23 protein-coding genes are annotated in these 24,581 nt (G+C 59.5%); 14 read left to right on the plus strand and 9 right to left on the minus strand.

What is annotated here, in order from left to right; genetic code table 11:
- Positions 1–15 precede the first annotated feature (15 nt).
- Together QRN48_RS17035 and QRN48_RS17040 are read right to left on the minus strand one after the other, a co-directional pair.
- Positions 16–3,156: a multidrug efflux RND transporter permease subunit gene (locus QRN48_RS17035; RefSeq protein ID WP_285351850.1), complete on the minus strand. Its 3,141-nt coding sequence runs from the start codon at positions 3,154–3,156 to the stop codon at positions 16–18.
- Complete coding sequence (locus tag QRN48_RS17040; RefSeq protein WP_191944352.1) at positions 3,153–4,313, minus strand: efflux RND transporter periplasmic adaptor subunit; 1,161 nt, start codon at positions 4,311–4,313, stop codon at positions 3,153–3,155. The genes QRN48_RS17035 and QRN48_RS17040 overlap by 4 nt, the downstream gene beginning before the upstream one ends.
- Before the next feature lie 314 nt (positions 4,314–4,627).
- On the opposite strand from QRN48_RS17040, the gene QRN48_RS17045 reads away from it, so the two are divergent.
- The 7 genes from QRN48_RS17045 (at position 4,628) to QRN48_RS17075 (ending at position 11,500) form a co-directional block, all read left to right on the plus strand.
- Positions 4,628–4,957, plus strand: coding sequence for a hypothetical protein (locus QRN48_RS17045; protein WP_191944353.1), 330 nt, complete (start codon positions 4,628–4,630; stop codon positions 4,955–4,957).
- Positions 4,958–5,287: 330 nt separating this feature from the next.
- Positions 5,288–5,872 carry a fimbrial protein gene (locus QRN48_RS17050; RefSeq protein ID WP_037012573.1) on the plus strand — a complete coding sequence of 195 codons (585 nt, stop codon included), beginning with the start codon at positions 5,288–5,290 and terminating at the stop codon, positions 5,870–5,872.
- Between the two features lie 78 nt (positions 5,873–5,950).
- Positions 5,951–6,694 (plus strand): fimbrial biogenesis chaperone, encoded by a 744-nt coding sequence (locus QRN48_RS17055; protein ID WP_191944354.1) that lies wholly within the window; start codon positions 5,951–5,953, stop codon positions 6,692–6,694.
- 286 nt (positions 6,695–6,980) lie between these two features.
- Entirely contained in the window at positions 6,981–9,407 is a 2,427-nt protein-coding gene (locus QRN48_RS17060) for a fimbria/pilus outer membrane usher protein (RefSeq protein WP_191944355.1), read from the plus strand.
- Positions 9,404–10,174 (plus strand): fimbrial biogenesis chaperone, encoded by a 771-nt coding sequence (locus QRN48_RS17065; RefSeq protein WP_191944356.1) that lies wholly within the window; start codon positions 9,404–9,406, stop codon positions 10,172–10,174. Before QRN48_RS17060 ends, QRN48_RS17065 begins: the two co-directional genes overlap by 4 nt.
- A gap of 1 nt (position 10,175) precedes the next feature.
- A complete protein-coding gene (locus QRN48_RS17070) occupies positions 10,176–11,156 on the plus strand; it encodes a fimbrial protein (RefSeq protein ID WP_191944357.1) in 981 nt (326 codons plus the stop codon).
- Between the two features lie 110 nt (positions 11,157–11,266).
- Complete coding sequence (locus QRN48_RS17075) at positions 11,267–11,500, plus strand: hypothetical protein (protein WP_191944358.1); 234 nt, start codon at positions 11,267–11,269, stop codon at positions 11,498–11,500.
- A 48-nt stretch (positions 11,501–11,548) separates the two neighbouring features.
- Here the strand turns inward: QRN48_RS17075 and QRN48_RS17080 are convergent, their stop codons facing one another.
- Genes QRN48_RS17080 through QRN48_RS17095 form a run of 4 tightly spaced genes read right to left on the minus strand, consistent with a single transcriptional unit; the run spans position 11,549 to position 14,296 of the window.
- Positions 11,549–12,511, minus strand: a complete 963-nt coding sequence (locus QRN48_RS17080; RefSeq protein WP_285351854.1) for a GlxA family transcriptional regulator — start codon at positions 12,509–12,511, stop codon at positions 11,549–11,551.
- Between the two features lie 13 nt (positions 12,512–12,524).
- Entirely contained in the window at positions 12,525–12,848 is a 324-nt protein-coding gene (locus tag QRN48_RS17085) for a hypothetical protein (protein WP_502944621.1), read from the minus strand.
- Positions 12,849–12,896: 48 nt separating this feature from the next.
- A complete protein-coding gene (locus tag QRN48_RS17090) occupies positions 12,897–13,358 on the minus strand; it encodes a GNAT family N-acetyltransferase (RefSeq protein WP_285351856.1) in 462 nt (153 codons plus the stop codon).
- Between the two features lie 41 nt (positions 13,359–13,399).
- Complete coding sequence (locus QRN48_RS17095) at positions 13,400–14,296, minus strand: chemotaxis protein CheV (RefSeq protein ID WP_037012552.1); 897 nt, start codon at positions 14,294–14,296, stop codon at positions 13,400–13,402.
- Between the two features lie 298 nt (positions 14,297–14,594).
- Here QRN48_RS17095 and hmpA point away from each other — a divergent pair, with 298 nt between their 5' ends.
- From hmpA to cyoE, 7 genes are all read left to right on the plus strand, one after another.
- On the plus strand, positions 14,595–15,776 hold the full coding sequence (gene hmpA / locus QRN48_RS17100; protein WP_285351858.1) for an NO-inducible flavohemoprotein: 1,182 nt from the start codon (positions 14,595–14,597) through the stop codon (positions 15,774–15,776).
- Between the two features lie 332 nt (positions 15,777–16,108).
- On the plus strand, positions 16,109–16,618 hold the full coding sequence (locus tag QRN48_RS17105; RefSeq protein ID WP_285351860.1) for a disulfide bond formation protein B: 510 nt from the start codon (positions 16,109–16,111) through the stop codon (positions 16,616–16,618).
- 470 nt (positions 16,619–17,088) lie between these two features.
- Entirely contained in the window at positions 17,089–18,024 is a 936-nt protein-coding gene (gene cyoA / locus QRN48_RS17110; RefSeq protein ID WP_037012546.1) for a ubiquinol oxidase subunit II, read from the plus strand.
- Positions 18,025–18,027: 3 nt separating this feature from the next.
- The gene (gene cyoB, locus QRN48_RS17115; protein WP_037012544.1) at positions 18,028–20,046 is read left to right on the plus strand and encodes a cytochrome o ubiquinol oxidase subunit I; all 2,019 of its coding nucleotides are present in this window, start codon (positions 18,028–18,030) and stop codon (positions 20,044–20,046) included.
- A gap of 3 nt (positions 20,047–20,049) precedes the next feature.
- A complete protein-coding gene (locus QRN48_RS17120) occupies positions 20,050–20,682 on the plus strand; it encodes a cytochrome o ubiquinol oxidase subunit III (protein ID WP_037012541.1) in 633 nt (210 codons plus the stop codon).
- Positions 20,683–21,030 carry a cytochrome o ubiquinol oxidase subunit IV gene (gene cyoD, locus QRN48_RS17125; protein WP_285351863.1) on the plus strand — a complete coding sequence of 116 codons (348 nt, stop codon included), beginning with the start codon at positions 20,683–20,685 and terminating at the stop codon, positions 21,028–21,030.
- 10 nt (positions 21,031–21,040) lie between these two features.
- The gene (cyoE, locus tag QRN48_RS17130; RefSeq protein ID WP_037012536.1) at positions 21,041–21,931 is read left to right on the plus strand and encodes a heme o synthase; all 891 of its coding nucleotides are present in this window, start codon (positions 21,041–21,043) and stop codon (positions 21,929–21,931) included.
- A gap of 78 nt (positions 21,932–22,009) precedes the next feature.
- On the opposite strand, the gene QRN48_RS17135 is transcribed toward cyoE, so the two are convergent.
- The 3 genes from QRN48_RS17135 to QRN48_RS17145 form a co-directional block, all read right to left on the minus strand.
- The gene (locus tag QRN48_RS17135; protein ID WP_285351865.1) at positions 22,010–22,990 is read right to left on the minus strand and encodes an ATPase; all 981 of its coding nucleotides are present in this window, start codon (positions 22,988–22,990) and stop codon (positions 22,010–22,012) included.
- A gap of 50 nt (positions 22,991–23,040) precedes the next feature.
- Positions 23,041–23,826: a transporter substrate-binding domain-containing protein gene (locus QRN48_RS17140; RefSeq protein ID WP_285351867.1), complete on the minus strand. Its 786-nt coding sequence runs from the start codon at positions 23,824–23,826 to the stop codon at positions 23,041–23,043.
- Positions 23,827–23,892: 66 nt separating this feature from the next.
- Positions 23,893–24,516, minus strand: a complete 624-nt coding sequence (locus QRN48_RS17145; RefSeq protein WP_052075230.1) for a DedA family protein — start codon at positions 24,514–24,516, stop codon at positions 23,893–23,895.
- Between the last annotated feature and the right edge of the window lie 65 nt (positions 24,517–24,581).

The raw sequence follows: 24,581 nt of genomic DNA on the forward strand, positions 1-24,581 counted from the left end.
CTCACTGTTCGGTGCTCATTTTTCAGCGGCCAATCGGGCGTCCGCCGGCGTGGCTGATGTGGCCGGGGCCGAGTTCGGAGTGGGCGTCGGACGCGGGCGGTGGAAAAGTCGCTCAAGCTGCAGGTAAATCACCGGCGTGGTGAACAGCGTCAACGCCTGGCTCACCAACAGTCCTCCCACGACGGCGATACCCAGCGGCTGACGCAACTCAGCGCCGACGCCATAACCGAGCATCAGCGGCAGGGCGCCCAACAACGCGGCAAGGGTGGTCATGATGATCGGCCGGAAGCGCGTCAGGCACGCCTCATAGATAGCGTCCCGTGGCGACATCCCGCGTTGACGCTGGGCCTCCAGCGCAAAGTCCACCAGCAGAATGCCGTTCTTCTTGACGATCCCGATCAACAGCACGATCCCGATCAGCCCCATGATGGAGAAGTCCTGACCCATCAGCCACAGCAGCAACAGCGCGCCGATACCGGCGGAGGGCAGGGTGGAGATGATAGTGAGCGGATGAACGAAGCTTTCATACAGCACGCCCAGAATGATGTACACCGCCACCAGCGCCGCAAGGATCAGCCAAGGCTGATTGGCCAGCGAGCTCTGGAACGCCTGGGCCGCGCCCTGAAAGTTACCGATGATCGCGGCCGGCATGCCGATCTCGTTCTTCGCCTGATCGAGCAGAGTGACCGCATCCCCCAGCGCAACCCCGGCGGACAGATTGAACGACAGGTTGGCAGCGGGGAACATCCCGTCATGGCTGATCGACAGCGGGCCCATCTTCGGCGCACCGACCTTGGCCAGTGCCGACAGCGGCACCATCTCCTGGGTCAGCGGCGAACGCAGGTAGAAGTAGTTCAGGCTTTCGGCCTTGCCCCGCTGCTGGGGATCAAGCTCAAGAATGACTTTGTACTGGTTGATGTCGGTCTGGTATTCGTTGATCTGGCGCTGGCCGAAGGCGTCGTACAGCGCCTGGTCGACGTCCTCGATAGTCAGGCCGAAGCGTGCGGCCGAGTTGCGGTCGATGTCCAGGTGGGTGACGCTGCCGCCCAACTGAAGGTCGTTGGAGAGGTCGCGGAACGCTGGCAGGGTCTTGAGTTTATCGGTCAGTTTCTGCGTCCAGACATTCAACAGCGCGCCGTCGTTGCTCTTGAGCACGTACTGATATTGCGCACGGCTGGGACCTGAGCTCAGGTTGATGTCTTGCCCCGCCCGCAGGTACAACACAATACCGGGGATCTGCGCCAGTTTCGGCCTGATCCGGTCGATGAACTGGCTGGCCGTCACGTCACGGTCCCCCCGGTCCTTGAGGGCGATCCACACGCGACCATTGGCGATGGTCTGGTTGCTGCCACTCACGCCGACCGAATGCGAAAACGCTTTCACAGCAGGGTCGGCCGCAATGATCTTTGCCAGCTGTTTGTGTTTCTCGACCATGTCCGGAAATGAGATATCCGCCGCCGCTTCGGTCGTGCCCAGCACCATGCCGGTGTCCTGGACCGGGAAGAAGCCTTTGGGGATCAGCACATAGCCGGCCACTGCGAGAACCAGCGTCAGGCCGAAGACCCCCAGCATCAGCCGCTGATGGGCGAGGGCGAAGCGCACCCCGCGCGCATAGCGTGTCAGCAGCCGTTCACCGAAACCGGGCTTGGCGTGGGGGTCGTGCTTCGGCGCGCGCATGAACAGCGCCGCCAGGGTTGGCGCCAGCGTGAGCGAGACCACCACCGAGATCAGAATGGTCGATGTCGCGGTCAGTGCGAACTCCTTGAACAGCCGGCCGACCACGCCACCCATGAACAGCAGCGGAATGAACGCGGCGATCAAAGAGAAGCTGATCGACACGACGGTGAAGCCAATTTCACTTGACCCTTTGATCGCTGCATCCCGCATGCTCTCGCCGGCTTCGAGGTGCCGATGGATGTTTTCCACGACGACAATCGCGTCGTCGACGACAAAGCCGACCGCCACCACAATCGCCACCAGCGTCAGGTTGTTCAGGCTGAAACCCAGCACGTACATCAGTGCAAAGCTGGCGACCAGCGAGACGCCCAGCACGGCAGTCACAATCAACGTGGCCGACAACTGACGCAGGAACAGGGCCATGACGGCAATCACCAGACCAATGGCGATCAGCAGCGTCATCTCCACTTCATGCAATGACGCCCGAATGGTTTTGGTGCGGTCGCTGAGCACGGAGACGTCCACGGACGCCGGGAGCATTTCCTGCAGCCTCGGCAACTGTCCCAGTACGCGATCGACCGTCTCGACGATATTCGCACCGGGCTGACGGAACACCGCGATGTTCACCCCTTGTTGATCCCCGGACCATGCCCGCACGTAGGCATTCTCCGAGCCGTTGATCACCCGGGCGACATCGCGCAAATGGACCGGTGCGCCGTCCTTGTAGGAAACGATGAGTTGCTCGTAATCCCTGGCCTGAAACAGCTGGTCGTTGGAAGCGAGGGTAGAGATGCTGTCTTTGCCGTACAGCGCGCCCTTGGCAAGGTTGAGGCTGGTCTGCTGCAAGGATGCGCGCAAATCGGCGAGCGTCAGGCCGATCGACGCAAGCTTTTCAGGCGCCGCCTGGACCCGGATCGCCGGACGTTGCTGACCGCTGATGCTGACTTGTCCGACGCCGTCGATCTGACTCAACTGGCGTGCCAGCAGTGACTCCGTCACGTCGCTGAGTTCGGTGCCCGGCATGAGGTTGGAGCTGACGCTGAGGATCAGCACCGCGCTGTCTGCCGGATTGACCTTGCGCCAGGTGGGCAGCGTCGGCAGATCGGCGGGCAGGCGGCCGGCGGCGGTGTTGATGGCCGCCTGGACTTCCTGCGCGGCGGTGTCGATGCTTTTGTTCAGCGTGAACTGCAGCGTCAGGTTGGTGGAGCCCAGCGCGCTGCTTGACGTCATCTGGGTCATGCCGGGAATGGCGCTGAACTGCACCTCAAGCGGCGTCGCAACCGAAGAGGCCATGGTTTCGGGGCTGGCGCCGGGCAACTGGGCCGAGACCTGAATCGTCGGGAATTCAGCTTCCGGCAGCGGCGCTACCGGCAGGCGAGGGAAGGCGATGCAACCCAGCAGCACCAGCGCGAAGGTCAGCAGCACCGTGGCGATCGGGTGGTTGACGCACCAGGCGGAGATCGAACCGCGGCTGTTCATTTAGCGGCCCCCGTTGAATCAGCCAAGGCGCTGGCGGGCTCTTCGGTGACCACTTCAATGCGCGTTCCGTTTTTCAGGCGTGACTGACCGTCGCTCACCAGCACGTCGTTGGCGTTGACGCCATTGATGAGCATCAGGTCGCTGTCCTGGTACAGCACTTTGACAGGCACCACTTCGACGCTGTCGCCCTTGACCCTGTACACGTAATGCTGATCGATTCCGCGCCGCACCACTTGCGGCGGAACCTTCAAGGCGTCGCGGTCGACGGCGGTCTGGATCCGCACAGTGACCAGCTGCCCTGGCCAGAGTTTTTCGGCGGCATTGTCGAACGTCGCTTTGGCGCGAATGGTGCCCGTGGTGGCTGCGACCTGATTGTCGATCAACGACAGCGTGCCGCGACCCAGCAGCGTTCCGGTCGCGCCTTCGCCGAGATAGGCGTCAACTGGCGCTGGTTTTTTAGCCGCAATCAGCTCATGCAGCGTGGGCAACATCTGCTGCGGCAGGGAAAACTCGACGGCCACCGGGTCGATCTGGGTCACCGAAAACAGGCCAGTCGCATCACTCACGCGCAGGAAGTTACCCTCATCGACATTGCGGATGCCCACCCGGCCCGTCACCGGGGAACGAATCTGCGTGTAGGACAGCTGCACTTGCGCGGCGTTGATCGACGCCTGATTACCCAACGCCGTTGCTTTGAGCTGCTCGACCAGCGCCTGTTGCTGATCGTATTGCTGCTTCGGGATGCTGTTGTCCACCGTCAGCAGTTTGTAGCGTTTTAGGTCCACGTTGGCCTGGTTCAGTTGCGCCTGACTCTGGCTGAGTTGGGCTTTCGCCTGTTCGAGGGCTGCACGGATCGAGCGGTCATCGATGGTCGCCAACAGATCCCCGGCCTTGACCTGCTGCCCTTCCTTCACCAGCACTTTGGTCAGGATCCCGTCCACCTGAGGGCGGATGACTACACTTTGCAATGACAGCACCGAGCCGATACCGGTGACAAAGCGCGGCACGTCCTCCTGGGTCACGCTGATCACCCGAACCGGCACCGCAACGGGGCCACTGGCCTTTTTTGCGGCGGGGCGGGTCATTGCCCACACACCTGTCACTACGAGCACAATCAGGACGATCGCGAGCATCACAACCTTGTTCTTCTTTCGCATACAGGGACAGGGCCAACCAGTGAATGAAGGGCGGGTAAACAGGAGCCTCCTTTATAACCTTTCGACCCGGTCAGCAAAATGACTGCTACCTGTCAATATTGTCAGCTGGAGAAGGGGCGACGATGAAGCCGGCCAGAAAGAACCCGAGTAAAGAAACCACGCCGCGAGGCGATACCCAAGTAGAAGCCACGAGTTTCGATGAATGAGTTCTACCGTGACGGGGATAATTCCTTACATGCGACTTCGTGAGATCTGAATGCAGGTTCACAGGACCTTGCTTGCCACAGCAAGCGGTCCCACTCCGGAGTGTTGCGATGAAAAGCCAAAAGGCTGTTTCGCTGTTGTTCTCGGTCGTGGTCGTCGGCGCCTGCGCCAGCCCTGGCAGTAGCGCCTGGGCGGGGGAGGGCTCTCTCATGTTTCATGGAAGCCTGGTCAATGCCGGATGCAATGGGCAAGTGCTGAACGCCTCTGCCCCGGTGGGCCATGTGAAAACCCTGCGAGCCGGGCCAGACGTCGTCGTGGGCCTGATGCCCGGTAATGACGCCTGCCGCACGCTCGTCGCCCCGCTTCGGGCGAGCTACACGCGTTTGTATGCCTCGCAACCCGATGCCCAGGCTGGCGTCGTGACGCTGACCTACGACTAGCAGCAGCGCCGCCACTTTCCAGAAAACTTTCAAGAGTCCCGGTTCAATTGAGCCGGGATTTTTTTGCGTGGCGTAAGCGCTCGGCTGTCTTCGCTTTCGTGGCGTGTGGCCAAGGTTGTGTCACTCTTTTTTCCGGTGGCGCCCGTGCAGGGCCCGGTTTACCGGGGCGGGAAGTAAAGGAGGACTCGTCCTACTGAAGGGTCTGACGCCCGCCACTGTCGTTTCTGTCTGTTCGATGTAGAAGGCCTGACAGCCGCCACCGGGGACGGTGCTTATAGTTCGCCTCGTCCTTTTGGGCACACACGAATCGACACAAGGAACGTCGTTATCATGAAAAAGGTTTCTCTTTCACTGGCCATCGTGGCTGCAATGGGGCTCGGCATGAGCGCCACCGCGAACGCCGCCAACAACGGCAAGCTAGTTTTCAACGGTACGCTCACCAACATAACGTGTGACATCGGCGCTGGCACTGGCGCAAGCCCTGGCACCACGCCTGGCGACATCAACGTCGACCTGGGCAACGTCTCTTTCTCCGACATCGGCCTTTTCGCCGATAACAAAACCGAAACCGCCACGCCGATTCAGTTATTGGTCAATTGCACCGGCGGCGTTGCGCAATACGACACGGTAAAGATGCGCTTCCTCGCATCAAAGGGAAGTGGCCAGGACGACTCTGACAAGAAACTGCTGCGCACCACGGGTGCGGCCAATGGTGTGGGCATCGGCCTGCTGAACGCCTCCAGTCAGTTGATGGATCTGGGTGGCGATGAAACCATCGATGCGGACCTGATCAAGGACACTGCTGATGGCGCTACCGCCGAGCTTAACTTCGGTGCGGTTTATGTGCTCAACGGCACACCGACCAATCCAGGTAATGCCGACGGGTTCCTGCCATTCGTGATGGATTACGAGTGATGTAGCGGGGCGAGCGGGCATTGCTCGCTCGCCCTCATCACTTTAATTCGTCACTTCGAAACCCAAGACGGGCTCAGCATGCTTCCTACCCTCATTCGCTGCTCTGCCGTCTGGCTGGGGTTGCTTCTGGCTGCCCCGGCGCAGGCAGGCATTGTGCTTAACGCCACGCGTGTCATCTATCAGGCCAAGGACAAAGAGGTCAGCTTCGTTGTGAGTAACAGCGGCACCACGGACATCCTCGCGCAGTCCTGGCTGGAAACGGGCAAGGACATTACCGAGGCTGAAAACCTGCCCTTCGTCGTCACTCCGCCGTTGGCGCGAATGTCGGGCAATGCCCGACAGATGATTCGCATCATTTATGCCGGCGAAGGCTTGCCCGACGACCGTGAGTCAGTGTTCTGGCTCAACGTTCAGGAGATCCCGCAAACGGCAAAGGATAACCAGCTGCAGATCGCGATTCGGCAGCGCATCAAGCTCTTCTATCGACCCGCTGCGCTGAATGGCGATCCGCTGGAAGCAGCAAAAAAGCTCGAGTGGCGGCTGCATGACGGCCGGCTGGAAGTCAGCAATCCCACGCCTTTTCACGTGTCGATGATTCAGATCGCGGCGCGTCAGCAGGGCAAAGCGCTGTTTACCGCGGACAGCCGCATGCTTGCACCCCGGGAAACCGTGCGGTTTGCGCTCAAATCGCTCGGCAGGGGTCAAGCGATGGATATCGATTTCATCAGCATCAATGACTTTGGCGCCCAAGAGCCCCTCACGGCCAAGGTATCCGAAGGCCAGACGATCCGCGCGATGAGCGCAACCACCGGGTCGCAATAGCTTCTTTCGCAGGACAACACTTTCTTCAGGGCCTTTTCAGTCGCAGTGATGCGGCGTTAGCGCCCTGCGCCTGACAAACAGTCATTTGCCAGTGCGTCGGAATCGAGAACACGAGTGAACCAAGCCAATGGAATGCCGACAGAAAAACAAAGCGTACGCACGGATCGCGATGTGCGCATCACGCACGGAGCGTAGGCACAAAGGCCATGAGCCTTTCAAAAACCGCCCGTTGGCAGTGATTGTCTTTGCATCGTCGTGGTTGGCCCTCACCTCACCGGCAGCGGCCATGACCGACCAGACCGGCGATGTACCCAACGTGAAATTCAATACCTCCTTTATCCAGGGCACAGACCAGCCCGCCGACCTTGCGACGTTTCTGCAAGGCAATAGCGTGGTGCCCGGAAGCTACCGAGTGGACGTGTACATCAACCGTGTGCTGAGCGGACGGCGTGACATCAACTTTGTCGCCAACGCGGCAAAGGGCACCGTTGACGCGTGTCTCACCCTGGACATGCTACGCCAGCTAGGGATGAACCCCGCTGCGACGGACGCTGGCGATACGGCTCCGACAGAGTGCTTTGATCTGCCGGGACGCGTGGAATTTGCACGGGTCGATTACCAGCCCGCCAGCCTGCGCCTGAACATCAGCATCCCTCAGGCCATGATGTCACGCAGCGCCCGCGGCTATGTGCCTCCCGAATTGTGGGACGAAGGCGAGACGGTCGGGTTCGTTAACTACAACTTCAGCGGCGTGCGCCGTACCCTCAGCGGCCGGGCGGGGTCCCAAAATCAGGACCGCTACTACCTGAGCCTGCGCAACGGCGTGAACCTCGGCGCGTGGCGATTGCGCAACGAGTCCTCGCTCACCTACGGCAACGACCAGCCTTATCGCTTTCGCAGCAATCGAACGTTCGTGCAGCGCGACATCACCTCGCTGAAAAGCCAACTGACGCTGGGCGAGACGTTCACCGATTCGCAGGTGTTCGACAGCGTCCGGTTTATGGGCGCAACGTTGATGTCCGATGAAGGAATGTTGCCCGACAGCGAGCGAGTATTCGCGCCGGTTGTTCGCGGCATCGCTAATAGCAATGCACTGGTGGAGGTGCGGCAGAACGGCTTCATGCTCTACAGCGGCAATGTCTCACCAGGGCCATTCGAGATCAGCGACATTTACCCCAGCGGCTCCAACGGCGATCTTGAGATAACGGTCGTCGAAGCCGATGGCAGCAAGCATGTGTTCGTCCAGGCATACGCATCCTTGCCCATCATGGTGCCAAAGGGCGCGTTGCGCTACAGCCTGGCGGCCGGGCAATACGACAGCAATACGCAAGCGGGCGTCTCTCCGGGGTTTGCCGCCGGCACCCTGGTGTACGGGCTGACGGAGCGGTTGACGGCGGCGGGCGGCGTACAGTTTGCCGAGGACTACCAGGCGACCAACATAGGCGCCGGCGTCAATACAGGCTTTGGCGCGCTGTCTCTGGATATCACTCAGTCGCTCAGCCGTCAGCGCGAGCAACGCTACAGCGGACAGAGCCTGCGAGTGCGTTATGCCAATACGCTTGACCTCACCGACACGACCCTTGCCGTGGCCGGTTATCGCTATGCGTCGGATCGGTACTTCACGTTCAACGACCATGTCGAGGCGTTGGAGTCGCAGTCCGGATCGTCCACGGGTCGAGCCAAAGACCGCATTGAACTCACGGTGACGCAGGCATTCCCTGAGCAGCTCGCCTCCTTGAGCCTGACCGGATCCGAGCAACGCTATTGGGATCGCGGCAGCAAGACACGGCAGCTTTATCTGTCGTGGAACTCGGCGTGGCGCAGCCTCAGTTACAGCGTCTCACTGGAGCGCAACCAGACTTTCGACCGCCGTGCCGAGAGCCAGTCGGATAACCGGATTGCGCTGACGCTGAGCTTGCCGCTAGGAAACAGCGCTGGTGCGTCTCGGGCTTTCGCCAACGCAGTGCGCAGCAGCGACGGCGCCTACACCCTTCAGTCAGGCCTGAACGGGCAACTGTTCGACGACCGCAGCAGCTTTTATTCGCTGCAAGCCGGGCACGACAGCCGTTCAGGGTCGTCGGGGTTCGGCAAACTCAGCACGACAACGTCTTTCGGCCGCTTCGATGCGGGTTACGGGCAGGGGAGCGACTATCAGACGGTCAGTCTGGGGGCTTCCGGCTCATTGGTCGCGCATGCAGGCGGGATCAATCTCGGCCAGCCCTTGGGCGAAACGTTTGCGTTGGTGCAGGTGCAAGGGGTCAGTGGTGCGCGCCTGAGCAACTTCAGCAATGTCGAAACCGCCGACAATGGCTACGCAATCCTGCCCTATGCCCAGCCGTATCGAACCAACTGGGTCAATCTCGACACGCGGCAGTTAGGTGCCGACGTCGAGCTCGATAATGCGGTGAATCAGGTTGTGCCCCGGCGCGGCGCGGCGGCTCTGGTCAGCTTTCCTACCGCGGTCGGTCGCCGCGTTCAATTTGAGCTGGTGCGCAGCGACGGCAGCCGATTGCCTGTGGGCGCGGCAGTCGAAGACGAAACCGGCAAGCCGCTGGCCACCGTGGACCCGAGCGGGCGAGCACTGGTCCTCACCGAGCAAGACAGCGGCCAGCTTGTAGTCAAGTGGACGGATCAGACGTGCCGCGCCACGTTCTTACTGCCGCCCAAGGAAGCTCATCGCAGCTTCGATCGCCTGAAGGTGCAGTGCCGATGAACTCTATGCATTTGGCAGGAGCGCTGGTGTTGATCAGCGGCATGAGCGAGGGCGCGGTGTCCTTGTCGGGCACGCGCTTGATCTTCGAAGGTCGCTACGACGAGGCGACCCTGGACGTTATCAACCGCGGCGATTCCGAGACGCTGATTCAGGCGTGGCTCGACACCCCCACGGCTGATGACGGGAACGGCCATATCAAGGCAGCTGAATTGCCGTTTGCGGTGACGCCCCATCTGGCGCGCATGCCAGCGCGTGGCAGACAAACCCTGCGTCTGCTCTATGAAGGCGTCGGCGTGCCCAGGGACCGGGAATCCCTGCTGCATTTGTTCGTGCTGGAAATACCCCGGCGCAGCCCGGCGGCTCAGCAAATGAGCATTGCCATACGCCAGCGTATCAACGTGTTTTATAGGCCCGTCGGGTTGTCCGGCGACCCTGCGGATGCGCCGCAACAGCTGACCTGGGAGCGCGTCCCGTCAGCAGGCCCTGCTCTGACCGTGCGTAATCCGACGCCCTATCACGTCTCGCTGCTCGAGCTGCGCATCAATGGCATCGACGTCGCCGAATATCGGCTGCTGGCGCCCTTTTCCAATGCAGCGCTCAGTTTGCCAGCGACGTACGCCCCGCACGTCGGGCATCAGACGCTCACCTTCAAGGCGCTGACCGATTACGGCGGGCAGCGTGAATATTGCGCGTCTTTTCAGGGAACAGAGTCTTTCGTCGTGCCGCTGAAACAGCCCGGTTCCTCTTCAATCATAGGGAAATGCTGACATGAACATACTTTCCATCCGCAGGTGGCCAGTCATGCTGCTGACGCTGGTGCTGCCTGGCTGCGCCCTGGCAATGACCTGCAAGACCCAGGGCGCTGGCGAATCGGTGGTCCGCGCCGACTTGAGCAGCACCGTCGCGATTCCGGCAACCCTTCCTGATGGCAGTGCCGTGTGGCGCTCCGAGCGACTGAACCTGGGCGTGGCGTGTGCGAAGGAGGAAGTCGGCGGGCCGGAAGAGGTGTTTCTGTACCTGAACCCTGACAACCTGCAGGTCGGGCAGGGCATCCGTGCCGGGCTTACTTTGCGGGGCATTGATTACGTCCAGCCCAATGGGCGCATCCCTACGCAACAGCAGGCACCCGCTTGCACCGACGCGAGCGCTGGGTGCCCGAGTGTCACCTTCGCCCTGCCGTTTTCGGTGTTCATCCAAAAGTACGGTCCGACACCGCCCTCGGGCATCGCCAGCGACTTGCTCGACTACCGGATGTTCCAGCTGGATGGCGGCGCGCTTAGCCCTGACCCGGAAGGCAGGCTCAGCTACGTGATCAACAACCTCGGCGGGTTGCGCTTTGTCGCGTGCAACGCTGAACTGCGGGTCATGCCCGAGACCGTAGACTTCGGCGATGTGGCCATTCGCAATGTGCGCGTAGGGGAGCCGGTGGATGCACCCCCTCCACGTTTTGCGCTGGCCACAAGCCGCATCTGTGACTCACCGTTCAGTCTCAACGCACGGATTACACCCGTCTCGGGATTGTTGAAACAGGATGTGCTGGTGCCCGCCAACAACGGCAGCATCGGCATCCGCATTCGAAAAGCGGATGACTCGTTGGTGCCCTACAACGAACCCTTTCACCTGACCGATCAGCTGCAGGATAACTACTCGGCCACCACGGATTTTGTTGCCGAACTCGTGTGGCAGACCGACAAGCCAACAGCAGGCCCGTTTTCGGCTGAGGTGATGGTCGATCTGTTCTACAAATAGCCCGGCGCACCCTGTCTGTTGGCAGAAGCGATCGGGTGACGATTCAGGTATGCTGCGCGGCCCTCGGGCCTTGCCCGTATTCCTCGACCGTTTGCCGTTACGGAGCTTCCATGACCACCCCCGAACACACGCCCGCTCCTGATCTGGACGATTCGGTCGACAGCAATGCGACCTCTGGCGATCCCAAGCCGGCCATCCCGGCGTTCAGCTTCCCGTTCAAACCGGGCGAGCTGTTGCAGGCCAAAAAGGACCAGCAACATTACAAAGGTTCGGGCAAATCCAACCATGACAAACGCCCGGGTGTCGCGCCATCAGGCACGCGTCGTTCGATGGGCAAACGCTAATTTACTTCGCAGCGCCCAGGCTACCGGGCAGGCTTGGGCCCGGCTCCCTTAGTTTTCCTTGCGGAAGCTGTCCCGGTACTGAGTCGGCGTCACGCCCAGACGCTGGCTGAAACACAGCCGCATTCTTGCGGCGCTGCCAAATCCACAGTGATACGCCACCGCCTTGATGGCCATCTCACTGCCTTCCAGTAAATGCCGGGCAGCATCGATGCGCGCGCGCAGTACAAATTCTGCGGGAGTAACGTTGGCCTCGCGCGCGAACACCCGGGCGAAGGTGCGCGGGCTCATCGCTACCACCTCAGCCAGTCGTTCCACCGAAAACGGTTCACCGATGTGCTCCATCACATGGCGTTGCACCTTTGCCACCGGCGAATCGTCGTCCGCCGACGCCGTGAGGTAGGGGCTGAATTGCGACTGGCCGCCTTGACGCTGGGCGACCACCAGTAGCCGCTTGGCGACCGCCAGCGAAACCGCCGCGCCATGGTCTTCAGTGACCAGCGCGAGGGCCATGTCGATACCCGCCGTGACACCGGCCGAGGTCATCAGCGCGCCGTCACGGACATAAATGCGGTCGGGCTCGACTCGCGCGCGAGGGAACCGGTCGGCCAGTTGCTGCGCGTGGCTCCAGTGAGTCGCAGCCCGTTTGCCATCGAGCAATCCGGCATGTCCGAGAATGAAAGCACCGGTACAGATCGAGCCGTAGCGCCCCGCGTGGGGCACGGCGTCCTGCAGCCATCGGGTGATGGCAAGTACCTCATCGCTGTCCGGCAAGAGCGGGCCCCCGGGCACCAGCAAAATATCAACGTCCTGCGGTGCTTGAGCCAGAGAATACTGCGCACCGAGCGGCATGCCATTGGAGGCGACGATCGGGTAGGGCGCCACGCCGATGGTGACGATTTCGTAGCCATCCGCCTGCGGCAGGAAGCGATTGGCTTCGGCGAATACGTCCAGAGGGCCGGCCACATCCAGTGACTGGACGTGAGGGAAGAGCATGATCGCGACACGCCTCATCCGGACGCTTGCCTTATTTCCTGGGCAACGTGGTGACGTTGTCCCACTCGGTGATCAGCGCTTTTTTGTTCTTGCGGTCGTACAGGCACAGCTCGGTGCCGGTCTTGTTTTTCATGAACGCCTGTTTGTACTGGCCTTTGATCAACAGCGCGGTGAACCCGACGCTGTCGTCGAAGGCGGCGTCGGCCCCGGCGGGCTTGGCATTTTTGAGCGAACTGGCGCTGACACAACTGTCGACCAGGGTTTTGTTGAAGGCTGCCCAGGCGTCAGGGCTGGAAGCGCTGGCTTGAGCAGCGGCGGCGATTAGAACGAGCAACAGCGCAGTGTGCATCTTCACAGGCAGGCGTCTCCATGTCGCGAGTGAGCAATCGGCCCCGGCGCAGGTTCAGCGCGGGTCGAGTTCGTGGCGCTGAATATATTGCATACCGGCGCGCTCATACAGCCGGCGTGCTCGCAGATTGCTTTCCATCACCTTGAGATCGACATGCCCTTCACCGCGGTGACGGTAGGTGGCGAATACCCGGTTCAGCAACGCCAGCCCCAGACCGCGACGGTGCGCGCGGGGGTGTACCACCAGATTGCGGATAAACGCGCTGGTCCAGCAGTGCGCCACCGCGACCACGCCCTGTGCATCTTCAAGGATCAAGCACAAGCTCCGGTCAGATTCGGGATCAGTGTCGAAAGCATCCCGCCATACGGGGAAGTCCGCGACGCGGCCGCCGCCGTGCTCGCGCCCCGCTACCAGCAACTGGTGCACAGCAGCGGCATTCTGTGGGGTGAGTGGCATCTGACGCACGTCGGCGGGCCAGACCCCATCGGCCGTGGCAGCGCCGAGGTCCCGACGCATCAGCCAGTAATGCCCGGCTGAGGCGTCGTCTGCGCAAGGGCTCAGATTCCCTGAGCTTCGACCGTGCGTGCGGCTTCGATCAAGCATCGTGTCAGCTCGGGCGAGGAAAACTTGGTCAGCACGGCGTTGGCACCTGCGGCGTTGGCCTTTTCTGCGTTCATCGCGCTGTCCAGTGAGGTATGCAGCAACACGTACAGCTCCTGGAAGTCAGGCGTCTCCCTAAGCGTCCGGGTGAGCGCGTAGCCGTCCATCTCCGACATCTCGATGTCCGACACGACGACGTTGATCTGTTGCGCGGTACCTTGCAGTTCCAGCAATTGATCGATGGCTTCACGGGCACTGCGGGCTGTGTGGCATTCGATGCCCAGGTTGCGCAGGGTGATAACTGATTGTTGCAGCGCCACCTGACTGTCATCAACCACCAGTATGCGAGCCTTGGCCAGCACGGCAGCGTCCTCGCTGCGCAACTCGGCCGGTTCTGCGACGATGCGCGCCGGGGCGATACCGTGGATCACCTTCTCGATATCGAGCACTTGAACCAGCGTCCCGTCCACCTGCGTAACGCCTGTGATGAATGACTTGTTCCCGGAGCCGAAGGGTGGTGGGCGAATGTCGGTGGTCAGGCAGTGAACGATCTTGCTGACCGCCTGCACGTGCAGCCCCTGCTTCGAGCGGCTGACGTCCGTGACAATCAGGCAGCCGCCGGCAGGATCCTCCAGGGGACGCTCGCCAATGGCACGACTGAGGTCGATCACCGACAGCGGGTTGCCGCGCAACGTGGCAACGCCTTTGACGTGAGGGTGCGATTCCGGCAGCCGCGTGAGGGGAGGGCAGGGGATGATCTCGCTGACCTTGAGCAGGTTGATCGCCATCAGTTTTCCGCTGCGCAACGTGAACAGCAGAAGCGAGAGTGAATCTGCGCGGACGTTCTTGGACATATAAACCTTCTGTGATGCGTTGCCTGGCCGCGTGGAATCGGCCAAAAGCTTTCGATGACGGTTTATCGACCCGCTCAACCCAGGCTTTAACGGTTTTGCCGCCAGAGGCCGTTCGGCCCGTCTCTCGGTCCTTGACGCTAAGTGTCAAAATGACACTGACGGAGTCATTTTGACCACAGATGCTAGCAGGTCAAATTGACTGGTAAGCCCCGAAACCGCTGATTTTATGGCTCGCCGCCAATGGCACGATTCGTGAAATACCGAGGTATCCCTTACACATCACCCTCAGGAGTTTTCAATGTTGACCGCATCGGATCGTGCCATCGTCAAATCGACCGTACCACTGCTGGAAAGCGGGGGAGAAGCATTGATCACTCATTTTTACCAGACGCTGCTCAATGAGTATCCGCAAGTGCGTCCCTTGTTCAATCAGGCTCACCAGGCCAATGGCGACCAGCCCCGTGCGCTCGCCAATGGCGTGCTGATGTACGCCCGTCACATTGATCAGCTGGACGAACTCGGCGATCTGGTTGCCAAAATCATCAACAAGCATGTCGCGCTGCAGATTCTTCCTGAACATTACCCCCTCGTCGGCACATGTCTGCTCAGGGCGATACGCGAAGTACTGGGCGCGGAAATCGCCACGGATGAAGTGATAAGCGCCTGGGGCAAAGCCTACGGCCAATTGGCTGACATCCTGATCGGTGCAGAAAAAGCGATCTATGACGAGAAAGCCCAGGCGGTCGGCGGCTGGCGTGGCGCACGTGCGTTCAAGGTGGTCGGCAAAACCACGGAAAGCGCAGAGATCACCTCGTTCTATTTCGCCCCGGCAGACGGTCAGCCCATTCTGCAGTTCACGGCCGGCCAGTACATCGGCATGCAGCTTCATGTAAACGGCGAGGAAATACGCCGCAATTACTCGCTGTCGGCGCTGGCTGGCAACAATCAGTACCGCATCAGCGTGAAGCGCGAACCCGGCGGCGTCGCGTCGAATTACCTGCACGATCATTTGCAGGTAGGCGACAACATCAACCTGTTCCCGCCGTCGGGAGAGTTCACGCTGGCCGACAGCGACAAGCCGCTGGTTTTGATCAGCGGAGGGGTCGGCATCACGCCGACGCTGGCGATGCTTGAAGCGGCGTTGCAAACGGGGCGCCCTGTCCATTTCATCCACTGCGCCCGCAACGGCTCGGTACACGCGTTCAGGGACTGGATTGAAACTCTGGCAAGCCAGCATCCGCAGCTCAAGCGTTTCTACTGCTATGCCGAGGATGACGGCGTGAGCTCGGCGGCGCATGCCACAGGCTTGCTTGATCAGTCGCGACTCGAGAGCTGGCTACCGGAGAGCCGCGACGTCGATGCCTACTTTCTGGGTCCGAAAGGCTTCATGGCTGCTATGAAGCGGCAATTGAAAGCAGCCGGCGTCCCCGACGCACAGGTGCATTATGAGTTCTTTGGTCCTGCGGCAGCTTTGGAATAGTCGCTGCGACAATTAGACGCATCCTACATATATATAGATAGGCAGGGCGTTGTGTCGGGAGTGCGACAAAAGGCCGCACGCTTCTATATATAAGAAGGGGGCTCAAAGGCGCACGATGGCTTTTGAATTGAAGTGTTAACGCCTGGGTAATGCATGCGTGTTCACCATCGCCAGGTAATGGCGGTGGCGAGCAAGCCGGCCGGATTGCTGCATCGCCTGCCGCTCGATGAGCGAGATGTCGGGACGGTGCTAGAATCGCTGCCTTTGCGGCGGGCCCGCCCCGCGCACTCTGCACCGCCGATCCGGGTGACTCCAATTCAAAGGGTATGTGAATGACTGACGAGATATTGAACCTGCGGCGTGAAAAGCGGTTCCTGGTATTGCTGGGTATCATCTGCCTGGCCTTGATCGGCGGAGCGTTGTACATGCAGGTGGTGCTGGGTGAGGCCCCTTGCCCGCTGTGTATTCTGCAGCGGTATGCGCTGCTGTTCATCGCCGTGTTTGCCTTCATCGGTGTTGCAATGCCGGGGCGCGTAAGCCTGACGATTTGTGAGGCGCTGGTGATTCTGAGCGCGGTGGGCGGGCTTTTGGCTGCCGGGCGCCACGTCTACATCCAGACCCACCCGACCGAAAGCTGCGGCATCGATGTGCTGCAGCCGATCGTCGACGGTCTGCCCCTGGCATCGTTGTTTCCGCTCGGTTTTCAGGTCGGCGGTTTCTGTGAGACGCCATATCCGCCAGTTCTGGGTTTGTCTCTGGCGCAGTGGGCATTGGTGGCTTTTGTGCTCACCGTTGTGTTGGTCCCGGTGGGAATTATTCGCAACCGGATGAAAGCGCGCTGATTACAAAGCGTTGCGTAACAAAGCCTCCGTTTCGCTTCAACAAAACAGGGGCTTTGCGATGATTCAGGGTGCGACATAACACCGCATTTTTACTGAATACGAAATTAACTGTTGCGCAGAAACTTATAGTCAATAAAACTTTACGTATCTACAATCGCCCCCAATTCACGCCACCCCCTCATTTGCGGGACGGTGTAAATCGAGGTCATGGAGCGTCTTTTCGCTTCGGTAGACGCGGTTCGAATGGCCTCCCGAGTTACGTTTTGAATGTCTGCGCCAAGGGATTTGGTCCGCCTAGGCGGGTGCCACCATTCGAATAAGAATCCACAGTTAAATCCGGAAATGTTGCGAGGCCACATGCTTCCTGACAGGCCCCTTTTCAATCCAAGCATTTGCCAGCACCTGGCAGGGTGAAGTGTTGGCGGTCGAAACCCAACTGCGATGCGAAAGCTGCTTTTAGAGGTCGTGAGATGAGTAAAAAAAGGTACCCCAGGTTTTTTGGCTTCTTGGCCCTTTTCAGCATGCTCCTGCTCAGCGGGTGCGACTACACCTTGCTGGATCCAAAAGGCCATGTCGGCATTCAAGAGCGTGATCTGATCATCACTGCCACCTTGCTCATGCTGCTGGTGGTGGTGCCGGTCATTTTCATGACCATCATCTTCGCCTGGAAGTATCGCGCTACCAACAAGAGCGCGACGTATACGCCTGACTGGGCGCATTCAACCCGGATTGAACTGGTGGTCTGGCTGGTTCCATTGGCCATCATCATCGTTCTCGGCTATGTCACGTACAAGTCGACCCACGCGCTGGACCCTTACCGTCCGCTCGAATCCGACGTCAAGCCAGTGACCATCGAAGTGGTCGCCCTGGACTGGAAATGGCTGTTCATTTACCCGGAACAAGGCATTGCCACCGTCAACAAGATCGTGTTCCCGGCCAACACGCCGATCAATTTCCGAATCACCTCTGATTCGGTCATGAACTCGTTCTTTATCCCTGCATTGGGTGGCCAGATCTACGCGATGGCCGGGATGCAGACTAAGCTTCACCTTATCGCCAACGAAAATGGCGAGTTCGACGGCATCTCCGCCAACTACAGTGGCGCAGGTTTCACCGGCATGAAATTCAAGGCGACTGCCACCTCGCAGGCTGACTTCGAAGCCTGGGTTGCCGACGTCAAGAATTCACCGAAGCAACTGGCAACGGCTGAATACTCTGCGCTGGCCAAGCCCAGCGAGCGTAATCCCGTTGAACTCTACTCCTCGGTCACTCCGAACCTGTTCCAGATCATCATCGACAAGTATGAAGGTATGAAGCCGGGCAAGATTGTCCACGAGAAGAAAGAAGTGGCGGGTACGGAAGGGATGGAAATGGGTAAGCATTCAGCTGCGCAGGCAGAGGAGTAAACGATGTTTGGTAAATTAAGTCTGGACGCGGTTCCGTTCCACGAACCGATAGTCATGATCACGCTTGCCATGATCGCTATCGGCGGCGTGGCGGTTTTGGGGCTGGTCACGTACTTCAAAAAGTGGACCTACCTGTGGACCGAGTGGCTGACATCTGTCGACCACAAAAAAATCGGCGTCATGTACATCATCATCGCGATGGTCATGCTGCTGCGTGGTTTCTCCGACGCCATCATGATGCGTTCCCAGCAGGCGCTCGCCGTCGAGGGATCGCCTGGCTACCTGCCGCCTGAACACTATGACCAGATCTTCACCGCTCACGGTGTGATCATGATCATCTTCATGGCGATGCCGTTCTTCACCGGTCTGATGAACATCGTTCTGCCTCTGCAGATCGGCGCTCGTGACGTGGCTTTCCCGTTCCTGAACTCCTTGAGCCTGTACCTGCTGATCTCCGGCGTGGTTCTGATCAACGTGTCTCTGGGTGTTGGCGAATTCGCACGTACCGGTTGGGTTGCCTATCCGCCGCTGTCCGAACTGGGCTATAGCCCGGGCGTGGGTGTGGACTACTACATCTGGGCACTACAGCTTTCAGGACTGGGGACAACGTTAACCGGGGTCAACTTCCTGGTGACGGTCCTGAAGATGCGTACGCCTGGCATGAAACTCATGGACATGCCGATCTTCACCTGGACCTGCACCTGGGCCAACGTCCTGATCGTGGCTTCGTTCCCGATCCTGACCGGCACCCTGGCATTCCTGACGCTTGACCGTTACCTGGACTTCCACATCTTCACGAACGAGTTGGGTGGTAACCCGATGATGTACGTGAACCTGTTCTGGGCATGGGGTCACCCTGAGGTATACATCCTGATTCTGCCGGCGTTCGGTGTCTTCTCCGAAGTCATCTCGACGTTCACCGGCAAGCGTCTGTTCGGCCACCACTCGATGATCTACGCCTCTGGTGCGATCTCGATTCTGGGCTTCATGGTCTGGCTGCACCACTTCTTCACCATGGGTTCGGGTGCAAGCGTCAACGCCTTCTTCGGTCTGGCAACGATGCTGATCTCCATCCCGACGGGTGTGAAACTGTTCAACTGGCTGTTCACGATTTATCAGGGTCGTCTGCGCTTCACCGCGCCCGTGTTGTGGACCCTGGGCTTCATGGTGACGTTCTCCATCGGCGGTATGACTGGCGTTCTGCTGGCCATCCCGGGTGCTGACTTCGTACTGCACAACAGCCTGTTCGTGATCGCGCACTTCCATAACGTGATCATCGGTGGTGCCGTATTCGGTTACATCGCAGGCTTCGCGTTCTGGTTCCCTAAAGCGTTCGGCTTCAAGCTGAACGAGAAGTGGGGCAAGGCAGCGTTCGGTTTCTGGATCAGCGGTTTCTATGTCGCCTTCATGCCGCTCTACGCATTGGGCTTCATGGGCATGACTCGTCGTCTGAACACCACTGAAAACCCGGAGTGGACGCCATATCTGTATGTGGCTTTCGTAGGTGCCGTCCTGGTTGCAATGGGTATTGCCTGCCAGCTGATCCAGATCTACGTGAGTATTCGTGACCGCGAGCAGAACCGCGATCTGACCGGTGACCCATGGAATGGCCACACCCTGGAATGGTCCACTTCGTCGCCACCGCCGTTCTACAACTTTGCAGAGCTGCCAAAAGCGAACGAGATCGACCCGTTCTACGCCGCCAAGCGTGATGGCGAGGCGTACAAGGTTCCGGCCAAGTACTCCGACATCCACATGCCTAACAACACGGCAACAGGTCTGGTGATGGGCGCGCTGTTGACGGTCTTCGGTTTCGCGATGATCTGGCACATCTTCTGGCTGGCCGCTGTCAGTCTGATCGGTACCATCGTCTACTTCGTGATTCACGCTGCACGCGACGATCAGGGCTTCATGGTGCCTGCATCCGAAGTGGCACGTATCGAAGGCGAGCAGCACGCGATCCTGGCCAAGGTTCGCAACGACCAGACAAACACTCCTGTCAACAAGCTGGAGCAGGCATAAACAATGTCGAACTTAGTATTTGATGGTGCGAAGGGTCACGACCACGGTCATGACCACGAGCACGACCATGGTCACCACGACGCCGGCGAGATGAAAATCTACGGCTTCTGGATCTACCTGATGACCGACTGCATTCTGTTTGCGTCGATCTTCGCCATTTACGCCGTACTGGTTAACAACGTTGCAGGCGGTCCTGCGGGCCACGACATTTTCGAACTGCCTTACGTGCTTGGCGAAACCGCCTGCCTGTTGCTCAGCTCGATCACCTATGGCTTCGCCATGCTGGCGATGCACAAGGGCAACAAGTCGGGCGTGTTGGGCTGGTTGTTCGTGACCTTCCTGTTCGGCCTCGGCTTCATCGGTATGGAGGTCAACGAGTTCCACCTGCTGATCTCCGAAGGTTACGGTCCTAACCGCAGTGGCTTCCTGTCGGCGTTCTTCACGCTGGTCGGCACCCACGGCCTGCACGTGACCAGTGGTCTGATCTGGATGGCGATCATGATGTATCAGGTCTCCAAGCACGGTCTAACCAATACCAACCAGACTCGCCTGAGCATGCTCAGCCTGTTCTGGCACTTCCTGGACGTTGTCTGGATCTGCGTGTTCACCGTTGTCTATCTGATGGGGACCATTTAAATGGCGAATTCACATCATTCTCACGACGCTGCCAGCCACGAACCTGCAAGCCACGGTAGCTTCAAGTCGTACATGGTCGGTTTCGTACTGTCGATCATCCTGACCGCGATTCCTTTCGGCCTGGTGATGTTCCCGACCATTTCGAAAGTAGCCACGCTTTGGATCGTTCTGATCTTTGCAGTCGTTCAGGTGATTGTTCACCTGGTGTACTTCCTGCACCTCGACCGCTCGGCAGCACAGCGCAACAACGTGATCGCGTTTGCCTTCGCTGGCCTTGTGATTGTGTTGTTGGTTGGCTTGAGCACCTGGATCATGTTCAGCATTCACACCGCCATGATGGCGAAGTGAGGAAAACCTGATGTCACTGAAGCACTTTATCCAAATCACCAAACCGGGGATCATTTTCGGTAACGTGCTTTCGGTGGCAGGTGGCTTTTTTCTGGCGTCCAAGGGGCATGTCGACATCGGCCTGTTCCTGGCCGCGGTGATCGGGACTTCGCTGGTAGTGGCTTCTGGCTGCGTCTTCAACAACTGCATCGATCGAGACATCGATGTAAAGATGGAACGCACCAAAAACCGTGTGTTGGTGCAGGGCTTGGTGTCGGTGAAGCTGGCGTTGATTTACGCCACGGTGCTGGGCATTCTCGGTGTCGGCTTGCTGTACACCCAGGCCAATGCCCTGGCGGCGCTGTTTGCCGTCATCGGTTTCGTGATCTACGTCGGCTTCTACAGCCTGTACCTGAAGCGCAAGTCGGTGCATGGCACGTTGGTGGGCAGCCTTTCAGGCGCAATGCCGCCGGTGATTGGTTACGTCGCGGTCAGCAACACCTTTGACCTTGCGGCGCTGACATTGCTGGTGATGTTCAGTCTGTGGCAGATGCCTCATTCGTACGCAATTGCGATCTTCCGCTTCAACGACTATCGCGCCGCTTCGATTCCGGTACTGCCGGTCAAGCGCGGGATTCGGGTTGCCAAGCGGCATATCCTGATCTACATCCTGGCGTTTCTGCTGGCGACCTTGATGCTGACCTTCGGCGGCTACGCCGGGCTCAACTACCTGGCCGTTGCGGCGGCGATGGGCATGTACTGGTTGTACATGGCCTGGACCGGCTACAAAGCCAAGGACGATACCGTTTGGGCACGTAAGCTGTTCGTGTTCTCCATCTTCACGATCACTGCATTGAGCGTGGCGATGTCGCTGGATTTTCAGGTAACTAAGGAGTTGCTGGTCACTTACGCAGCGCCTTAGTCCTCCGGAATGAAGTCAAAAAAACCCGGTTGCTCGCGAGAGCAACCGGGTTTTTTTCGACCTGAATCAAGCGTCGGTTTAGCTTTCCAGAACTGGTTTAGCGGGATCTGCGCCATCCCTGGCCGGCCCGAGCACGATGGCCAGGTGGCGCAAGTCTTCAATCTCCACGCTGACGCTTTTCCCGGATGGGCTGGCCACGAGTGTGCCCAGCGCAAAGACCGTAAAGAAACGTACCTCATCAGCATGGCTCAGCAGCTCACTGAGGTAGCGACTGGAGCGATAAGCCTGCATTTGCGCGGGTGAGACGTAGAGCGTCACCAGCTTGCCTTGCAGGCGGTCGAAGAATTTAAATTTGAAGCCGATGCCGTACCGCTCGACCAACCCACCGCCGTACAGGACGCGACGGTCGTCATTCAGCTGCGCGAACTTGATGTGGCGAAAATAAGCCCGCAATGACACCTCGCCCTGGCCCGGGACGCGCAAGGTGAGCAGCGCGAGCTCTTCTTTGCTCAAAGACGCCTGAGCCTGACGAAAGCTGTCGACCAGACGCTCCAGATTGCTCGTGCGGTTCTGCTTGTCCTGTTTAGCCTTCAGGATGTCCGTCGAGGACGAAGGGTCCTTGGCTGACTCAGGAGGCTTAGTGTCCGGCTTGTCTGCGGTTGCAGTCTGCTTTGGACGCTCTTTGACTGTGGGGTCAAACACGTCAATGTAATCGTCCAGCTTGCGCTTGACCCTCCGTAGCTCGCTCTCGGCCTCGGTCTCGTCTGCAGCCGGCAGCGTCACTTCGGGATCGACCCACTCGCAATCGGGGTGATGTTCGTAGTTCGGATTGGCCCGGTAGTGCGCGGCGACAAAAGTCGGATGTTCCTGAGGTTTCACGTCATAGCGAACGCCGGTGATCTTGACGCCCGAGGCGCGGCAAGGCTCAGACGAGCACAGAAAACTGAAGCGCGCCCGAGGCAGCTCTTGAGAAAAGTATTCTCGCCTCGCCGCCACGATGGACAGCTCCTGCTGCAGTTCGACGCAAAACGCGCGGGTGATGGTTCGGGTCGTTTTCATGTACGCGCTGGGGTCCTGCGCCGAGTTTTCACGGGCGTCATCTTCATTCCTTACTCCGACGGCACTGCCAGCCATTCACCCACGACTTTCTTGTAGGCGCCGGTTGCCTTGGTCAGGTGCAGCCATTGATCAACGTAGGCTTTCCAGGCGATGTCGTCTCGCGGCAGCAGGTAGGCTTTTTCACCGTATTGCATGTAGTGCGACGGATTGACCGTGCACAGCCCGGGCATGCGTTTCTGTTGGTAAAGGGCTTCGGACGCGTCGGTGATCATCACGTCCGCCTTCTTGTCCAGCAGCTGCTGAAAGATGGTCTTGTTGTCATGGAATGACAGGCTGGCATTGGGCAGGTAAGCGTGGGCGAAGGCTTCGTTGGTGCCGCCCTGAGGTTCGATCAGTCGCACGCCTGGCTGGTTGATCTGCTCCACGGTCTGGTACCTGGATTCGTCTTCGCAACGGACCAGCGGCACCTTGCCGTCGATGTCCAGCGTGTCGCTGAACGCAGCCTTCTTCTGCCGCTCCAGCGTGACCGAAATTCCGCCCACCGCCATGTCGCATTTGCCCGCAGTGAAGTCGGGCATCAGCGTTTTCCAGGTCGTCGGGACCCACTCGATCGTCACACCCAGACTCTTCGCCAGCGACTGCGCCAGCTCAATGTCGATGCCCTCATATTGGCCGTCGGGCTTGAGAAACGTGTACGGCTTGTAATCGCCCGTGGTGCAAACGGCCAATTGGCCTTTTTGCATCACGGTGTCCAGACGCGACGGCGTCTCCGCCGCCTGGACCTGCGCAACGCTAACCATGCTCAACAGCAAACCGGCGGTGATGCGTGTGTTCATCGAGTACCCCCTCTGCGACATATGCTTGTCTGCCGTTATAGAGGTGGGCGACGCAGATGGGAAGCGTTATGCCGCGGAGGAGGGCGGCTTGTCTTTCGCCCGCTTGGCCGCTTGCCGGGCAGGTCGGGTTTTAGCACGACGATGCCGATACAGCGCAACGCCTGCGCCCACTACAATCACGCCAATGAAAATCGGCAGGCGATAAGGTTTCAGGTTGCCCAGCATCTCCTCCAGAAAACCCCCGGCCCAATACCCGGCGGCCAGAAAGAGACTCGCCCAGACTGCGGCGCCGAGCAGGTTGATCAGCGCAAAGCGCACAGGGGACAAGCGACTCGCCCCGATGACCAGCGGGCCGATCAGGCGCATGCCGTAAAGGAATCGGACCCCAAAAATCGAGGCAGTGGGATACCGCTTGATCAGGTCTGAAACGCGGTCGATCGTCGCTTGCTGGCGGTGTAAGCGTGGCAGCAGGCGCGGTCCGAAGTGGCGGCCCGTCCAGAAAAGAATCTGGTCGCCAAGCATCCCGCCCAGGGTGGCGTAGATCAGCACTTGCTGCCATTCCAGCACGTGCTGGTGCGCCGCCAGGCCGCCCAGAATCAGGATGGTTTCGCCTTCCAGCAGGCAACCGATGAAGATGGCCCAATATCCGTAATTGGCGAGCAGATAGTTGAAGTCAATGTGTTCGAACATGGAAGACCGGTGGTTTTCGGTAAGGGGGCCCGCTGGGGGTAATCAGCGAATGCCCGAGGGAGTGC

This window comes from Pseudomonas sp. ME-P-057, assembly GCF_030208975.1.
Lineage (GTDB): Bacteria > Pseudomonadota > Gammaproteobacteria > Pseudomonadales > Pseudomonadaceae > Aquipseudomonas > Aquipseudomonas lutea.

Coding starts and splice junctions, on each gene's coding strand:
- QRN48_RS17080 (WP_285351854.1), bottom strand. CDS start 12,511: ATGAGGCGTGTCGCGATCATGCTCTTCCCTCACGTCCAGTCACTGGAT.
- cyoB (WP_037012544.1), top strand. CDS start 18,028: ATGTTTGGTAAATTAAGTCTGGACGCGGTTCCGTTCCACGAACCGATA.
- QRN48_RS17040 (WP_191944352.1), bottom strand. CDS start 4,313: ATGCGAAAGAAGAACAAGGTTGTGATGCTCGCGATCGTCCTGATTGTG.
- QRN48_RS17120 (WP_037012541.1), top strand. CDS start 20,050: ATGTCGAACTTAGTATTTGATGGTGCGAAGGGTCACGACCACGGTCAT.
- QRN48_RS17105 (WP_285351860.1), top strand. CDS start 16,109: ATGACTGACGAGATATTGAACCTGCGGCGTGAAAAGCGGTTCCTGGTA.
- QRN48_RS17145 (WP_052075230.1), bottom strand. CDS start 24,516: ATGTTCGAACACATTGACTTCAACTATCTGCTCGCCAATTACGGATAT.
- QRN48_RS17070 (WP_191944357.1), top strand. CDS start 10,176: ATGAACATACTTTCCATCCGCAGGTGGCCAGTCATGCTGCTGACGCTG.
- cyoA (WP_037012546.1), top strand. CDS start 17,089: ATGAGTAAAAAAAGGTACCCCAGGTTTTTTGGCTTCTTGGCCCTTTTC.
- QRN48_RS17135 (WP_285351865.1), bottom strand. CDS start 22,990: ATGAAAACGACCCGAACCATCACCCGCGCGTTTTGCGTCGAACTGCAG.
- hmpA (WP_285351858.1), top strand. CDS start 14,595: ATGTTGACCGCATCGGATCGTGCCATCGTCAAATCGACCGTACCACTG.
- QRN48_RS17065 (WP_191944356.1), top strand. CDS start 9,404: ATGAACTCTATGCATTTGGCAGGAGCGCTGGTGTTGATCAGCGGCATG.
- QRN48_RS17055 (WP_191944354.1), top strand. CDS start 5,951: ATGCTTCCTACCCTCATTCGCTGCTCTGCCGTCTGGCTGGGGTTGCTT.
- QRN48_RS17075 (WP_191944358.1), top strand. CDS start 11,267: ATGACCACCCCCGAACACACGCCCGCTCCTGATCTGGACGATTCGGTC.
- QRN48_RS17095 (WP_037012552.1), bottom strand. CDS start 14,296: ATGTCCAAGAACGTCCGCGCAGATTCACTCTCGCTTCTGCTGTTCACG.
- QRN48_RS17060 (WP_191944355.1), top strand. CDS start 6,981: ATGACCGACCAGACCGGCGATGTACCCAACGTGAAATTCAATACCTCC.
- QRN48_RS17140 (WP_285351867.1), bottom strand. CDS start 23,826: ATGAACACACGCATCACCGCCGGTTTGCTGTTGAGCATGGTTAGCGTT.
- QRN48_RS17035 (WP_285351850.1), bottom strand. CDS start 3,156: ATGAACAGCCGCGGTTCGATCTCCGCCTGGTGCGTCAACCACCCGATC.
- cyoE (WP_037012536.1), top strand. CDS start 21,041: ATGTCACTGAAGCACTTTATCCAAATCACCAAACCGGGGATCATTTTC.
- cyoD (WP_285351863.1), top strand. CDS start 20,683: ATGGCGAATTCACATCATTCTCACGACGCTGCCAGCCACGAACCTGCA.
- QRN48_RS17045 (WP_191944353.1), top strand. CDS start 4,628: ATGAAAAGCCAAAAGGCTGTTTCGCTGTTGTTCTCGGTCGTGGTCGTC.
- QRN48_RS17050 (WP_037012573.1), top strand. CDS start 5,288: ATGAAAAAGGTTTCTCTTTCACTGGCCATCGTGGCTGCAATGGGGCTC.
- QRN48_RS17090 (WP_285351856.1), bottom strand. CDS start 13,358: ATGCGTCGGGACCTCGGCGCTGCCACGGCCGATGGGGTCTGGCCCGCC.